The following is a 15,434-nucleotide window of genomic DNA, read 5'->3' on the forward strand; positions in this document are numbered from 1 at the left end:
GGGGCTACTTCGCGTCGGGGTGGTCGCGCAGGTACTGCTGGAACAGCTTGACGTTGGCGTCGTGCTCGGCGGCCGTCGTGGCGAACCGGGTCTCCCCCGTGGCCAGGTCCACGGTGACGAAGAACAGCCACGGGCCGTCCGCGGGCGCCAGCGCGGCCCGCAGCGCGTCCTCACCGGGGTTGCTGATGGGGCCGGCGGGCAGCCCGGGGTGCAGGTAGGTGTTCCAGGGCGTGTCGGTGGCGCGCTGCGCGGCCGTCGTGGTGACGGTCCCGGTCGACCCGGCGCCGTAGCTGACGGTCGAGTCCAGCTGCAGCGGCATGCCGATCGCGAGCCGGTTCTCCAGGACCCGCACGACGCGGGTCATGTCCTCGGCGCTGCGCGCCTCCTTCTGCGCGATGCTCGCCTTCACCACGACGTCGTGCACCTGCTCGGGGGCCACCCCCAGCGACGTCAGGACCGTCGTGGTCTGGGTCACCATCGCCGCCAGCACCTGCGCGGGGGTCTCGTCGGGGTTCACCTCGTACGTGGCGGGGAACAGGTAGCCCTCGGCGTTGCCGTTCGCCGCCGCGGGCAGCCCCAGGGCCACCGGGTCGGCCAGGGCGGCGTTCAGGGCGTCGGCGCTCATGCCGGTCGTCTTCTCCACCAGCGCCACGACCTGCTTCACCGTCAGCCCCTCGGGGACGGTGAGCCGCGTGGTCACCTTGGAGGCGGGGTCGAGCAGCAGCGCGACCGCGGCGGCCGAGGACATGCCCTGCTTGAGGCGGTAGGTGCCGGGCTGGATGCCGGCCATCTTCGGCTGCGCGGCGGCGGCCGAGACGAAGGCGCTGCTGGTCTTCACGACGCCGGCCTCGGTGAGGGTGCGCCCGATCGCACGGCCGGTGTCCCCGGCGACGATCTTGACGTCGACGGTGCCGGTGCCGGCGCCGTCCCAGTCGTCGCTCTCGGTGAACCGGGCCACGACCGGGCCCAGGGTGCCCCAGGCGGCGGCCGTGCCGCCGCCGAGGACGGCCAGGGAGGCCACGATCGCGACGAGCGCGCGACGGCGCTTCACCTTCCGGCGCCGGCGGGCGCCCGCGTCCTGGGTGTCCGGTAGGTCCATCAGGTCCATCATCAGCCCCTGCCCTCCGTGGCGTCGGGTCCCGACGTCCGTGCCTGCGCGTTCCCTGCCCCACCCTGCGCGCGGTGCCGGGCCTTGCGACGCACCTTCGGCCCCTCGACCACCCGTCCGGCGGGGTGCCCCGCACGCTCCGCGTCGAGCGCTGCCTGCAGGAGCACCACCGCGGCCGCCTGGTCGACGACCGCCCGGAACTGCTTCTCCCGCTTCCCCGCGGCGTGCAGGGCGCGGTGCGCGTCCACCGTGCTGAGCCGCTCGTCGACCAGCCGGACGGGCACCTCGGGCACGGCCCGCCTGATCTTGTCGGCGTAGTCCAGCGCGCGCAAGGCCGCCGGGCCCTGCGTCCCGTCCATCGACAGCGGCAGGCCGAGCACGATCTCCACCGCGGCCCGCTGCCGGGCCTCCCCGGCGATCTCGGCGACGTCGGCGTCGTGCTCGGCGTCGCGGACGAGGGTCCGCACCGGTGAGGCGATCACGCCAGCAGGGTCGCACGCCGCGAGGCCGACCCGGACGCTGCCGACGTCGACGGCGAGTCGCACACCCGGCCTCACGGACGGGTCACACCGAGCCCGTGACGCGGGCGCCGACGAAGTCGACGATCGCGGTGAGCGCCGCGCCGACCTTCGAGGCGTCCTGCCCGCCGCCCTGGGCGAGGTCGTCCTTGCCGCCGCCGCCGCCGCCGAGGGTCTGGGCCGCGGTGCGGACCAGCTCACCGGCCTTGACGCCCCAGGTGCGGGCCTCGGCGTTGGTCGCCACGACGACGACCGGGCGGTCCTTGGCGACCCCGGCGATCGCGACCACGGCGGGCCGCGCCTCCCCGAGCCGGGCCCGGACGTCGAGGACCAGGGTGCGGACGTCGTCGGCCGAGGCGGCCCCGGCGTCGTGGGCCACGACCTGGACGCCGAAGGTGTCGATGGGACTGGCCGCGATGGTCGGGGCCAGGGCCAGGACCTGACCGGCCTTGAGCTTGGCGATCTCCTTCTCCGCCTCCGACAGGCGCGTCAGCAGCGAGCCGATGCGGTCGGGCAGCTCCTCCGGCCGCGCCTTGACGACGTCGGTGAGCTGGTTGACGAGCAGGTGCTCGCGGGTCAGGAAGTCGAACGCGTCGGCGCCCACGAGCGCCTCGATGCGGCGCGCGCCGGAGCCGATGGAGCTCTCGGACAGGATCGAGACCATCCCGACCTGCTGCGAGGTCAGGGTGTGGGTGCCCCCGCACAGCTCCTTGGACCAGTCCCCGCCGATGGAGACCACGCGGACGCGGTCGCCGTACTTCTCCCCGAACAGGGCCATCGCCCCGGAGTTCAGCGCGGCGTCGCGGTCCATGACCTCGGCCGAGACGGGCAGGTCGTCGTGGACGCGCTCGTTGACGACGCCCTCGATGTCGCGCACGACCTGCGTGCCGACCTGCGCGGTGGAGGAGTAGTCGAACCGCAGCCGCCCGGGGGCGTTCTGCGACCCAGCCTGGGTGGCGGTGTCGCCGAGGTGCTCGCGCAGGACCTGGTGGACCAGGTGGGTGGCGGTGTGCGCGCGGCTGATCGAGCGGCGGCGGGCGGCGTCGACGACGGCGTGCGCCGCGTCGCCGGCGACCAGCTCGCCGCTGGTGACCGTGCCCTTGTGGACGATCAGGCCGCGGACGGGCTGCTGCACGTCGGTGACGGTGACGACCGCGCCCGAGGCGGTGGTGACGGTGCCGTGGTCGGCGAGCTGCCCCCCGCCCTCGGCGTAGAAGGGCGTGCGGTCCAGGACGACCTCGACGTCGGTGCCGACGGGCGCCGACGGGGTGCTGACCCCGCCCTGCAGGACGACCTGGACGCGGGCCTCGTTCTGCGCCTCGACGTACCCGGTGAACTCGACCGGCGCCGGGAGGGTCTCCAGCGCGGAGCGGTAGACGGTCAGGTCGACCCCGCCGGTCTTCTTCGCCCGCGCGTCGGCCTTGGCGCGGCCGACCTGCTCGGCCATCAGCGTGCGGAACCCCGCCTCGTCGACGCTGACGCCGGCCTCGGAGGCCATCTCCAGCGTGAGGTCGATCGGGAACCCGTAGGTGTCGTGCAGCGCGAACGCGCGCTCCCCCGACAGGGTCGTCGCGCCGGCGGACTTCGCCTGCGCGACAGCGGTCTCGAAGATCGCCGTCCCGGAGACGAGGGTGCGGCGGAAGGCCTGCTCCTCGGCGTAGGCGACCCGGGAGATGCGCTCGAAGTCGGTCCGCAGCTCGGGGTAGGAGGCGCTCATGACCTCCATGGAGGCCGGCAGCAGGATCGGCAGCGCCTCGTCCTCGAAGCCGAGCAGGCGCATCGCGCGGACCGCGCGGCGGATGAGGCGGCGCAGGACGTAGCCGGCCCCCTCGTTGCCGGGGGTGACGCCGTCGCCGATGAGCATGAGGGCGCTGCGGACGTGGTCGGCGACGACCCGCATGCGGACGTCGTCCTCGTGGTTCGCGCCGTACTCCTTCTCGGCCGCGAGCGCCGCGTAGTCCAGGACGGGGCGGACCTCGTCGATCTCGTACATGTTGTCGACGCCCTGCTTGAGGAACGCGACGCGCTCCAGGCCCATGCCGGTGTCGATGTTCTTGGCGGGCAGCTCGCCGGCGACGTCGAAGTCGGTTTTCGAGCGCACCGCGGAGAGCTGGTACTGCATGAAGACGAGGTTCCAGATCTCGATGTAGCGGTCCTCGTCGGCCTCGGGGCCGCCCTCGGCGCCGAACTCGGGGCCGCGGTCGAAGTAGATCTCCGAGCAGGGGCCGCCGGGGCCGGGCTGGCCCGTGTTCCAGTAGTTGTCCTTCTTGCCGCGGCGCTGGATGCGCTCGGCGGGCACCCCCTGCTCGCGCCACAGCTGGAACGCCTCGTCGTCGTCGAGGTAGACGGTCGTCCACAGCCGCTCGGGGTCGAAGCCGAGGCCGCCGTCGGCCTCGGGGGTGGTCAGCAGCTCCCAGGCGAAGGTGACGGCCTCGCGCTTGAAGTAGTCGCCGAAGGAGAAGTTGCCGTTCATCTGGAAGAACGTGCCGTGGCGGGTGGTCTTGCCGACCTCCTCGATGTCGAGGGTCCGCAGGCACTTCTGGACGCTGGTGGCGCGCTTGTAGGGCGCAGGCACCTGGGCGGTGAGGTACGGGATGAAGGGGACCATCCCGGCGACGGTGAACATGAGGCTGGGGTCGGTCGAGACCAGCGAGGCGCTGGGGACGACGGTGTGCCCCTTGCGCTCGAAGAAGTCGAGCCACCGGCGACGGATCTCTGCCGTCTGCATCGGACGTGCCTCCTGCTGTGCGTCTCACCACGAGGGTGCCGGGATGTACAGCCCTCGACCCTACCCGTCCGGCCGGGCGCCGGAGCGGGGTGCACGGCCGGTGCGGGCGGGCTGGGGGTGCGGGAGGTCGCGGGGGCTGTTCGGATGTGGGCACCGCCGCCCGTCCGACACCTGTGGAGGACCCCGCTCCCATGCCGACCGCCCCCGCCGCCGACCCCGCCACCGACCCCGCCGCCGACCCCGCCGCCGCTCCCGTGCCGGACCGCGTCGAGGACGCCGTGCACCAGCTCGCCGCCGCCCACCCGTGGGCCGTGCGGGAGGGCCCGCTGGACCTGGAGCGGCTGGCGCAGGTGGAGTCGCTGTTCGCGCTGTCGAACGGCCGGGTCGGGGTGCGCGGCTCGCTGGAGGAGGGCGCGCCCGCGGGGACTCCGGGCACCTACCTCAGCGGCGCCTACGAACTGTGGCCGCTGAGCTACCCGGAGTACGCCTACGGCTACCCCACCGTGCAGGAGCGGCTGGTCGAGGTGCCCGACCCGACGCGCGTGGAGCTGTTCGTGGCCGGTGAGCGCCTCGACGTGCGCACCGGTGACCTCACCGACCACCAGCGCGTGCTGGACCTGCGCAGCGGCACCCTGCAGCGGCACCTGCGGTGGACCTCCCCCGCCGGGCACCGGGTCGTCGTCGACGCCGAGCGGCTCGTCCCGCTGGAGCGGCCAGGGCTGTTCGCCCTCGACTACCGGGTGCGCGCCGACTCCGAGGCCGTCGAGGTGGAGGTGCGGTCGTCCGTCGTGGCCTCCCAGCAGCTGCACGAGGCGGTCACCGCCACCCGGCACCGCGGCGGGGTGCTGCGCCAGCGCACCGACGGCAGCGGCCTGGCGGTGGCCGTGCACGTCGAGCACGACGTGGTGGGGCCGGCCCCGACCGACGTGCGCACCCACGCCACCGGCGACCGGCTGGTGACCTCGGCCCGGGTGCGGCTGGGGGCCGGGGAGGCGCTGCGGGTGACGAAGGTCGTGGCCCTGGGCTGGGCCCCGCAGGCCGAGCGCGACGACCTCGGCGCGCGGCTGGACGAGCTGCTGGCCGAGGGGGTCCGCGAGGGCTGGGAGCGGTTGCGCGCCCAGCAGCGGGCGGTGCTGGACGACTTCTGGTCCCACGCCGACGTCCACGTCGAGGGCGACGACGACCTGCAGCAGGCGGTGCGGTTCGCGCTGTTCCACGTGTTCCAGGCCGCCGCGCAGGGCACCGACCGGGGCATCCCGGCGAAGGGGCTGACCGGGACCGGGTACGACGGCCACACCTTCTGGGACACCGAGGTGTTCGTGCTGCCGGTGCTGAACCACGTGTGGCCGCAGGCCGCGGCGGACGCGCTGCGCTGGCGGCACCGGATGCTGCCGGCGGCCCGCGACCGGGCCCGGGAGCTGGGGCTGGCCGGCGCGACGTTCCCTTGGCGCACGATCACCGGCCGGGAGAGCTCGGGGTACTGGCCGGCGGGGACGGCCGCGGTGCACCTGAACGCCGACATCGCCGACGCGGCCGTGCGGCACCTGCACGCCACCGGCGACGACGACCTGGCCCAGGAGGCGCTGGTCGACCTCGTGGTGGAGACCGCGCGGTCGTGGGTGGTGCTGGGCCGGGAGGACTCCGCGGGCCGGTTCCACGTCGACGGGGTCACCGGCCCCGACGAGTACAGCGCGCTCGTCGACGACAACGCCTACACCAACCTCATGGCGCAGGCGAACCTGCGGGCGGCCGTGGACCTGGTGGAGAGGTTCCCCGAGCGGGCCGCGGCGCTGGGGGTGGACGACGAGGAGGTGGCGACGTTCACGCGGCTGGCCGACGCCGTGCACGTCCCCCGCGACCCCGAGACGGGGCTGCACGCCCAGGACGAGGGCGCCACGCAGCGGCAGCGCTGGGACTTCGAGAGCACCGCCGCCGAGCAGTACCCGCTGCAGGACTCCTTCCCCTACTTCAGCATCTACCGGCGGCAGGTCGTCAAGCAGGCCGACCTGGTGCTGGCGATGTACCTGCGGCCGGAGGCCTTCACCCGGGAGGAGAAGCGGGCCGCGTTCGAGTACTACGAGGGCCTGACGGTGCGCGACTCCTCGCTGTCGGCGTCGGTGCAGGCCGTCGTGGCCGCCGAGGTGGGGCACCTGGGGCTGGCCGCGGACTACGTGCACGAGGCCGCGTTCGTCGACCTGCACGACCTGCGGGGCAAGACGGCCGACGGCCTGCACATCGCCTCCCTCGCCGGGGCGTGGACGGCGCTGGTCGCCGGGTACGGCGGGATGCGGGACGCCGACGGCGGCCTGTCGTTCGCGCCGCGGCTGCCGGAGAACCTGCGGGGGCTGCGGTTCCGCACCCGCCACCGCGGGTCGTGCCTGGAGGTGTCGGTGGGCGCGGCGGACGTGCGCTACGCGGTCGTGGAGGGCGGCCCGGTGCAGGCCGCGCACCACGGGGAGCCGTTCACCGTGGACGGGTCGGCCCCCGTCGTGCTGGCGGTCCCGCCGGCGGCCGACGAGGGCCTGACCCGGCCGCGGCAGCCGCGGCACCTGGAGCCGCGGCGGCGCCGCTGACCGGCGCTCACCAGCCGTGCAGCCTCCGCGCCCGGGCCGCGACCTCCTCGAACCGGGCCCGGTCCAGGGCGGCGCCCTCGCGGCGCACGTCGCGCGGGGCGACGGTCAGGACCCGGTCGAGGCGGACCTCGCTGGGACGGCCCCGCCGGTCCCAGGCCCCGGCCCCCACGTCGACCCAGACGCGGCCGTCGCCGGGGCGGGAGTCGTGGTCCTTGCTGGTCATCATGAAGCCGACGAGCTCGTCGCCGCGGCGGCCGGCGACCAGCACGGGCCGGTCCTTGCCGCGGCCGTCGCCCTCCTCGAACGGCACCCAGGCCCAGACGACCTCGCCGGGGTCGGGCCGGCCGTCGGCGCGGGGGGCGTAGTCGAGCACGACGCGCGCGGCGCCGCCGAGGTCGCGGGCGCCGCGCCCGCGGCGCGGGGCCGGGCGCGCCGGGGCGGCCTCGGGGGTGGGCGGTGCGCTGCGGGGGACGGCGAGCTGGCGCTCCACCTCGCGCAGCAGCACCCGCACGATCCGACCGAACATCAACGCCCCCTGACGATCCTGCGCAGCCGCGCGAGCCGTTCCCGCACGGCGGCCTCGAAGCCCCGGTCGGTGGGGACGTAGTAGTCCTTGCCCACCAGCGCGTCCGGGGCGTACTGCTGCGGTGCCACACCGCTGGGCACGTCGTGGGTGTACACGTACCCGGCGCCGTGCCCCAGTTTCCCCGCCCCGGCGTAGTGGGCGTCGCGCAGGTGCGCCGGGACGGGCCCGCCCAGCCCGGCGCGGACGTCGGCGATGGCGGCGTTGACGCCGTTGTACGCCGCGTTCGACTTCGGTGCGGTGGCGTTGTGCACGACGGCCTGGGCCAGCACGATCCGCGCCTCCGGCATCCCGATCTGCGCGACGGCGTGCATGGCGGCGACCGCGGTCTGCAGCGCCGAGGGGTCGGCCATCCCGACGTCCTCGCTGGCGGAGATGACGATGCGCCGGGCGATGAACCGCGGGTCCTCCCCCGCCTCGACCATCCGGGCCAGGTAGTGCAGGGCGGCGTCGACGTCGGAGCCGCGCATCGACTTGATGAACGCGCTGGCCACGTCGTAGTGCTGGTCGCCCTGCCGGTCGTAGCGCACGGCGGCCCGGTCCAGCGCGCGCTCGGCGTCGGCGAGGGTGACGACGGGCTCGCCCTCGCCGTCCAGGGCGGTGCCCGCCGCGGCCTCCAGCGCGGTCAGGGCCCGGCGGGCGTCGCCGTCGGCGACGCGCACGAGGTGGTCGAGGGCGTCGTCCTCGACGCGCACCTCACCGGCCAGGCCGCGGGGGTCGGCGACCGCGCGGCGGACCAGGTCGCGCACGTCGTCGGCGGTCAGGGGCCGCAGCGTCAGCAGCAGCGAGCGGGACAGCAGCGGCGTGACGACGGAGAAGTTGGGGTTCTCGGTGGTCGCCGCGACCAGCACGACCCAGCGGTTCTCCACCCCGGGCAGCAGCGCGTCCTGCTGGGCCTTGGTGAAGCGGTGGATCTCGTCGAGGAACAGGACGGTCTGGCGGCCGTAGAGGTCGCGGTCGGTGCGGGCGGTCTCCATCACGGTGCGGACGTCCTTGACGCCGGCGGTGACGGCGGACAGCTCGGTGAACCGCCGGCCGCCGGAGGACGCCAGCACCGTGGCCAGCGTCGTCTTCCCCGTGCCCGGCGGGCCCCACAGGATCACCGAGGCGGGCCCGGCGCGGCCGAGGTCGCCATCGGAGGCCAGCCGCCGCAGCGGGGATCCGGGCCCCAGGAGGTGCTGCTGGCCGACGACCTCGTCGAGGGAGCGGGGCCGCATCCGCACGGCGAGCGGGGCCCCGGCCAGCACGGAGGGCCGCCCGGAGCCCTCCTCGGGTTCGGTGGAGAACAGGTCCGACACGCACGGCACGGTACGGCCTGCCCCGGACGGGCCCGCCGGTCGCAGGTGTTCCACAGCCGTCTCCGGACCGGTTCCCACCCGCGGCACCGACGGTGGGGGGCGTGACCCGCAGCCCCGGCCCCGCCGTCCCCGTCACCCCCGGCGTCGTCCCCGTCGTCGCGTACCGCCTGACCACCGCGCCCGCGGACCCGCACGGCGCGGAGCTGCCCACCGCCTCCCCGCGGCCCCTCGCCGCGGACCCGCCCGAGGCGCCGGAGGCGTCGTCGGTGACGACGCGCCGCGACGGGGACCGGTTCGAGGTGGTCCTGCGCGGCGACGTCGACCTGACCCTGGCGCCGCAGCTGGCGGCGGCGCTGGAGCGGGTGGACGAGCACTGCGCGCGGCACCCGCGGGCCCGGGTGCACCTGGACGTGCGGGAGGTGCGGGCCCTGGACGCGGGGGCGCTGCGCTTCGTGGAGGCCGTGCGCGCCGCGTGCGCCGGCCGCGGGGCGGGGTGCACGACGTCGGCGGCCCGCCCGGTCGTGACCCGCGTCCTGGACCTGGCCCGCGCGGTGCCCGGCGCCCCCCTCACCACGTCATGACTTTCGGCACCGGCACCCATCGACACCGGTTATGAGTGCAGGTGGAAACCCCGGGGAACGCACCGGTCCCGCTGCTCCATCCCGGTGAGACGCACAGGTGCAACCCAGGCTTTCCCAGGACACCTGGCAGGTACGGGGTCGACCATGGAGGCATGACCGCGACCTCCCACCGGCGTTCGGACCTGACCCGCCCCGACGGCACCGCCCTGCGGGTGCTCGTCGTCGACGACGAGTCGACGCTGTCCGAGCTGCTGAGCATGACCCTGCGGTACGAGGGGTGGGAGGTCCAGACCGCCGCCAACGGCCTCGACGCGGTCCGCGCCGCCCGCACCTTCCGCCCCGACGCCGTGATCCTCGACATCATGCTGCCCGACATCGACGGCCTGGAGGTCCTGCGCCGGCTGCGGGCCGACGCGACCGACGTCCCGGTGCTCTTCCTCACCGCCAAGGACGCCGTGGAGGACCGCGTCGCGGGCCTGACCGCCGGCGGGGACGACTACGTCACGAAGCCGTTCAGCCTGGAGGAGGTCGTGGCCCGCCTGCGCAGCCTGCTGCGCCGCTCGGGCCTGGCCGCCGCCAAGGCCGAGCCGGTGCTGTGCGTCGGGGACCTGGTGCTGGACGAGGACAGCCACGAGGTCACCCGCGCCGGCGAGGAGATCCGCCTGACCGCCACCGAGTTCGAGCTGCTGCGCTACCTCATGCGCAACCCCCGCCGCGTGCTGTCGAAGGCGCAGATCCTCGACCGCGTCTGGAACTACGACTTCGGCGGCCAGGCCAACATCGTCGAGCTGTACATCTCCTACCTGCGCCGCAAGATCGACGCCGGGCGCAACCCGATGATCCACACCGTCCGCGGGGCCGGGTACGTGCTCAAGCCCGCCGACGGCGCCGTCGCGGCCGCCGCGAGCTGACCCGCCCCGGAGCCGCCCCAGGAGCTGATCCCCCGGTGCCCCCGCCGCTGCCGCGGCTGCGCAGCCGCTCGCTGCGCAGCCGGCTGGTCCTGACCACCAGCGCCCTGCTCGTCGCGGTCGGGCTGGTCATCGGGGTGGTGACCACGCTCGCCCTCTACGCCTCGCTGATGGGGCGGGCCGAGGACCAGCTGGGCACCACCGCCCAGCGGTCCCAGCGCTTCGTCGGCGACCCCGGCGGCTCCGAGCCCGGCGACCGGACCCGGTTCCCGCCGCCGGAGGTCGCCGCCAGCTGCGTCGACGGCACCACGCCCTCCTTCGTCGGCCCCGGCCAGGGCGACGGCACCCTGTACGCCCGGTTCGCGGACGGGCGGCTCGTCACCGGCCAGTCCGGGGTCTTCGACGACGCCGCGAGCAGCACCGGCACCGACCCCTGCGTGCGCGCGCTCACCGCCGCCCAGAGCGACGAGCTGCGCGCCGTCACCGACGGCGAGACCTCGCGCGTGGACCTGCCGGACCTGGGGTCCTACCTCATCCGCGGGGACACCCTCCGCGACGGCTCCCTGCAGGTGACGGGCGTGCCGCTGGCCGACGTCGACCGCACGCTGCTGACCGTCGTGGGGGTCGAGGCCGCGGTCGTCCTCGGCGGGGTGGCCCTGGCCGCCGTCGCCGGCTCCCTCCTGGTGCGCCGCGACCTCGCCCCCCTGCGCCGGGTCGCCGCGACCGCCGCGCGGGTCTCGGAGCTGGAGCTGGACCGCGGCGAGGTCGACCTGTCGCTGCGCGTCCCGGACGCCGACACCGACGAGGGCACCGAGGTCGGCAAGGTGGGCGTCGCCCTGAACCGGATGCTCGACAACGTCGGCTCCGCGCTGGAGGCGCGGCACGAGTCCGAGCAGCGGGTGCGGCAGTTCGTCGCCGACGCCTCCCACGAGCTGCGCACCCCGCTGGCCGCGATCCGCGGGTACGCCGAGCTGACCCGGCGCAGCCGCGAACCCGTGCCCGACGACGTGCGGCACGCCCTGGGCCGGGTGGAGTCCGAGGCGGTCCGCATGACGGGGCTGGTGGAGGACCTGCTGCTGCTGGCCCGCCTGGACTCCGGCCGCCCCCTGGACCGCGAACCGGTGGACCTCACCATGACCGTGCTGGACGCCGTCAGCGACGCCCGGGTCGCCGGCGGTGACCACACCTGGCGGCTGGACCTGCCCGGGGAGGCCGTGGAGGTCGTGGGCGACCCCGGCCGGCTGCACCAGGTCCTGGTGAACCTGCTGGCCAACGCCCGCACCCACACCCCACCGGGCACGACGGTCACCGTGGGCCTGGTGCCCGACGGCGACCGCACCCACGTCGACGTCGTCGACGACGGCCCCGGCATCCCCGAGGACCTGCGGCCGCGCGTCTTCGAGCGGTTCGCCCGCGGCGACTCCTCGCGCTCGCGCGCGGCCGGCAGCACCGGGCTGGGCCTGGCGATCGTGCAGGCCGTCGTCGCCTCCCACCACGGGACGGTCACCGTGGACAGCGTCCCGGGCCGCACGGCGTTCCGGGTGACCCTGCCGACGGCCTGAGCCCTCGTCCACAGGGTGACCACAGTCGCACCTCACGCCCCGCGGAGGTGGCGTCCCGAAGGTGGGGGCATGACAGCGACCACCGCCAGCACCCCGGGCACCGCGCCGGGGGCCACCCCCCGGCCGCGTCCGGCCGCGGACGCCGCGACGTGGGGCTCCCCCCGCGCCGCCCCGGTCCTGGACGTCGTGGTCCCGGTGTTCAACGAGGAGGTCGACCTCGAACCCTGCGTGCGCCGGCTGCACGCCCACGTCGCCACGTTCCCCTTCCGCACCCGCATCACCGTGGCCGACAACGCCTCCACCGACGCGACCCCGGCGGTCGCCGCGGCGCTGGCCGCCGAGCTGCCCGACGTCCACCACGTCCGCCTGGAGGAGAAGGGCCGCGGCCGGGCCCTCAAGCACGTCTGGAGCACGTCCGACGCGCAGGTGCTGGCCTACACCGACGTCGACCTGTCGACCGACCTGGCCGCCCTGCTGCCGCTGGTCGCCGGGTTGCTGTCCGGGCACTCCGACGTGGCGATCGGCTCGCGGCTGGCGAAGGGCGCGCACGTCGTGCGCGGGGCCAAGCGGGAGGTCATCTCCCGCTGCTACAACCTGATCCTGCACGGGACGCTGCGGGTGCGGTTCACCGACGCCCAGTGCGGGTTCAAGGCGATCCGCGCGGACGTGGCCGCGCGGATCCTGCCGCTGGTGGAGGACACCGGGTGGTTCTTCGACACCGAGGTCCTCGTCCTGGCCGAACGGTCAGGCCTGCGCATCCAGGAGATCCCGGTGGACTGGGTCGACGACCCGGACAGCCGCGTCGACGTCGTCGCCACCGCGCTGGCGGACCTGCGCGGCATCCGGCGCCTGGCCGGGGCCATCGCCACCGGCCGGCTGCCCCTGAAGCAGGTCCGGGCCGACCTGGGCCGCGGGCCGCAGCCCGCGCAGGTCGCCGGCGTCCCCACGTCCCTGGCCGGGCAGCTGACCCGCTTCGTCGGCGTCGGGATCACCAGCACCGTCGCCTACGCGGTGCTGTACCTGCTGTTCCAGGAGTTCACCGGAGCGCAGGCCGCGAACTTCCTCGCCCTGCTCGTGACGGCCGTCGGGAACACCGCGCTGAACCGGCGCCTGACCTTCGGGGTGCGCGGCGCGCGGGGCGCGGCGCGCCACCAGGCGCAGGGGCTGTTCGTGTTCCTGCTCGGCTGGGCCATCACCTCCGGCAGCCTGTGGCTGCTGCACTCCGCCGAACCCGGCGCCCACCGCGGCGCGGAACTGGCCGTGCTGACGGTGGCGAACCTCGCCGCGACGGTCGTGCGGTTCCTGCTGCTGCGGACCTGGGTGTTCGCCGACCGGCGCCACCACCGCCCGGGCGCCGCGGCGGCGGAGGAGTCGTGAGCACGACGTCCGACGTTCCCGCCGGGAGCTGGTCGCGCACCACCGGGTCCGCCCCGGACCGGTGGCGCCGCACCGCGGTGGCCGCGTGGCGCGGTCGCGCCGGGGACCCCCGCTGGGTCCGTCCCGCGCTGTGCGCGCTGCTGGTCGCCACCGCAGCCCTGTACCTGGTGGGGCTGTCCGTCTCGGGGTGGGCGAACCCCTTCTACTCCGCTGCGGCGCAGGCGGGTTCGCAGTCGTGGGAGGCGTGGTTCTACGGCTCCTCCGACGCCGCGAACGCCATCACGGTCGACAAACCCCCGGCGGCGCTGTGGGTCACCGGCTTGTCGGTGCGCCTCTTCGGGCTCTCGTCGTGGTCGATCCTCGTCCCGCAGGCGCTGGAGGGGGTCGCCGCCGTCGGGGTGCTGTACGCGACCGTCCGCCGCCGCAGCACCCCCGCCGCCGGGTTGATCGCCGGGTTCCTGCTCGCCACGACGCCCGTCGCGGTCCTGATGTTCCGGTTCAACAACCCCGACGCGCTGCTGGTGCTGCTGATGACCGCGGCGACCTGGGGCGTGCTGAAGGCCGTCGACACCGGCCGCGCGCGGTTCCTGTGCTGGGCCGGGGTGTTCCTCGGCCTGGGGTTCCTCACCAAGCAGCTGCAGGTGTTCCTCGTGCTGCCGGGCCTGGGCCTGGCCTACCTGTGGGCGGCGCCGCACGACCTGACCCGGCGCGTCCGGCACCTGCTGCTGGCGGCGGGCGCGGCGGTGCTCGCCGGCGGCTGGTGGGTCGCCGTCGTCGAACTGGTCCCGGAGTCCTGGCGGCCCTACGTCGGCGGCTCGCAGACCGACTCGTTCCTGGAACTGACGTTCGACTACAACGGGTTCGGCCGCCTCACCGGCGAGGAGACCGGCAGCGTCGGCGGCTCCGGCGGGTGGGGCGAGACCGGCCTCGGGCGGATGTTCAACGCCGAGTTCGGCGGGAACGTCTCCTGGTTGCTGCCGGCCGCCTCCGCGCTCGCCGTCGCCGGGTTCGTCCTGACCCGGCGGGCGCCGCGCACCGACGTCCGCCGGGCGGGGTACCTGGCGTGGGCGGGCTGGCTGGTGGTGACGTTCGCCGCGTTCAGCGCCATGTCCGGGATCATCCACGCCTACTACTCCGTCGCCCTGGCCCCGGCCGTCGCCGCGCTCGTGGCGATGGGGACGGTCGACCTGTGGAGGGTGCGCGACCGGCGGCCCGCGCTGCCCGTCCTGGCCGCCGTGGTCGCGGTCAGCGCCGGGTGGGCCTTCGTCCTGCTGGGCCGCAGCGGCGACTTCGCGCCGTGGCTGCGCTGGGTCGTCCTGGTCGCCGGGGTCCTGGGCACCGGGCTGCTCGCGGCCGCCGGGTCCGTCCGCGGCCCGCTGCTGCGCTCGCTGCAGCAGGCCGGTGCGGTGGCCGCCGCGATCGCGGTCCTGGCCGGCCCCCTCGCCTACTCGCTCCAGACGGCCTCGACCGCGCACACGGGGGCCATCGTCTCGGCCGGGCCGGGGTCGACCGGGGGTTCCCCGGCCGGCGGCGGGGGTGGTGGGCAGTTCGGCGGCGGGCAGTTCGGTGGGGGCCGGCCCGCGCCGGGGCAGTTGCCGTCCACCGGCGGGACCACCGGCGGGACCACCGGCGGGTTCCCCGGCGCCACCCCGGGGACGGGCCGCGGGGGCGGGGCGGCGGGGCTGCTGAACGCGACGACGCCGAGCGCCGCGCTGACGGCGCTGCTGGCGGCCGATGCCGACTCCTACACCTGGGTCGCCGCCACGACGGGGTCGAACAACGCGGCCGGGTACCAGCTCGCCACGCAGGAACCGGTGATGGCCGTGGGCGGGTTCAACGGCACCGACCCCGCCCCGACGCTGGCGCAGTTCCAGGCGTACGTGGCGGCCGGGCAGATCCACTACTACGTCGAGAGCTCGTCGACGGCCTCGACCGACACCGGCGGCAGCGACGCCTCGGCGCAGATCGCCGCGTGGGTCGCGGAGAACTTCACCGCCCTCGACGTCGACGGCACCACCGTGCACGACCTGACCAGCCGGGCGGCGGGCACCGCGACCTCCTGAGGCCCCCGCCCACCCCGCCGCGACCGAGGACCTGCGGGTCCCCGGTCGCGGTGGTGCGCCGGGCCCCGGAGGGGGGTGGACAGGGACCGCACAGCGAGCGCCCACGGCCCGAACAGCCCACCGGCCCACCCTGGG

The 15,434-nt window shown here is 75.4% G+C and carries 11 protein-coding genes; 6 read left to right on the forward strand and 5 right to left on the reverse strand.

Annotation, left to right across the window (positions count from 1 at the left end):
* Window positions 1–4: 4 nt before the first annotated feature.
* From mltG to alaS, 3 genes are read right to left on the reverse strand one after another with little or no spacing between them, the layout of a single operon-like run.
* Window positions 5–1,099 (reverse strand): endolytic transglycosylase MltG, encoded by a 1,095-nt coding sequence (gene mltG, locus ACRYM6_RS00365; RefSeq protein WP_432540399.1) that lies wholly within the window; start codon window positions 1,097–1,099, stop codon window positions 5–7.
* An 11-nt stretch (window positions 1,100–1,110) separates the two neighbouring features.
* On the reverse strand, window positions 1,111–1,665 hold the full coding sequence (gene ruvX / locus ACRYM6_RS00370) for a Holliday junction resolvase RuvX (protein WP_432540400.1): 555 nt from the start codon (window positions 1,663–1,665) through the stop codon (window positions 1,111–1,113).
* Window positions 1,666–1,672: 7 nt separating this feature from the next.
* Complete coding sequence (gene alaS / locus ACRYM6_RS00375; RefSeq protein WP_432540401.1) at window positions 1,673–4,354, reverse strand: alanine--tRNA ligase; 2,682 nt, start codon at window positions 4,352–4,354, stop codon at window positions 1,673–1,675.
* A 191-nt stretch (window positions 4,355–4,545) separates the two neighbouring features.
* Between alaS and ACRYM6_RS00380 the strand changes: the two genes are divergently transcribed.
* Entirely contained in the window at window positions 4,546–6,927 is a 2,382-nt protein-coding gene (locus ACRYM6_RS00380) for a glycoside hydrolase family 65 protein (protein WP_432540402.1), read from the forward strand.
* 7 nt (window positions 6,928–6,934) lie between these two features.
* Here ACRYM6_RS00380 and ACRYM6_RS00385 read toward each other — a convergent pair whose 3' ends face one another.
* Together ACRYM6_RS00385 and ACRYM6_RS00390 are read right to left on the reverse strand one after the other, a co-directional pair.
* Complete coding sequence (locus tag ACRYM6_RS00385) at window positions 6,935–7,453, reverse strand: type II toxin-antitoxin system PemK/MazF family toxin (protein WP_432540403.1); 519 nt, start codon at window positions 7,451–7,453, stop codon at window positions 6,935–6,937.
* Entirely contained in the window at window positions 7,453–8,808 is a 1,356-nt protein-coding gene (locus ACRYM6_RS00390; RefSeq protein ID WP_432540404.1) for a replication-associated recombination protein A, read from the reverse strand. The genes ACRYM6_RS00385 and ACRYM6_RS00390 overlap by 1 nt, the downstream gene beginning before the upstream one ends.
* A 101-nt stretch (window positions 8,809–8,909) precedes the next feature.
* On the opposite strand from ACRYM6_RS00390, the gene ACRYM6_RS00395 reads away from it, so the two are divergent.
* From ACRYM6_RS00395 to ACRYM6_RS00415, 5 genes are all read left to right on the forward strand, one after another.
* On the forward strand, window positions 8,910–9,389 hold the full coding sequence (locus tag ACRYM6_RS00395) for an STAS domain-containing protein (protein WP_432540405.1): 480 nt from the start codon (window positions 8,910–8,912) through the stop codon (window positions 9,387–9,389).
* Window positions 9,390–9,541: 152 nt separating this feature from the next.
* Window positions 9,542–10,300, forward strand: coding sequence for a response regulator transcription factor (locus tag ACRYM6_RS00400; RefSeq protein ID WP_432540406.1), 759 nt, complete (start codon window positions 9,542–9,544; stop codon window positions 10,298–10,300).
* Between the two features lie 35 nt (window positions 10,301–10,335).
* Window positions 10,336–11,859: a sensor histidine kinase gene (locus tag ACRYM6_RS00405; RefSeq protein WP_432540407.1), complete on the forward strand. Its 1,524-nt coding sequence runs from the start codon at window positions 10,336–10,338 to the stop codon at window positions 11,857–11,859.
* A 69-nt stretch (window positions 11,860–11,928) separates the two neighbouring features.
* Window positions 11,929–13,236 carry a bifunctional glycosyltransferase family 2/GtrA family protein gene (locus ACRYM6_RS00410; protein WP_432540408.1) on the forward strand — a complete coding sequence of 436 codons (1,308 nt, stop codon included), beginning with the start codon at window positions 11,929–11,931 and terminating at the stop codon, window positions 13,234–13,236.
* Complete coding sequence (locus tag ACRYM6_RS00415) at window positions 13,233–15,299, forward strand: ArnT family glycosyltransferase (RefSeq protein ID WP_432540409.1); 2,067 nt, start codon at window positions 13,233–13,235, stop codon at window positions 15,297–15,299. The genes ACRYM6_RS00410 and ACRYM6_RS00415 overlap by 4 nt, the downstream gene beginning before the upstream one ends.
* Window positions 15,300–15,434 lie beyond the last annotated feature (135 nt).

Origin of the sequence: Kineococcus rugosus (assembly GCF_050871975.1) — a bacterium.
Taxonomy (GTDB): Bacteria; Actinomycetota; Actinomycetes; order Actinomycetales; family Kineococcaceae; genus Kineococcus.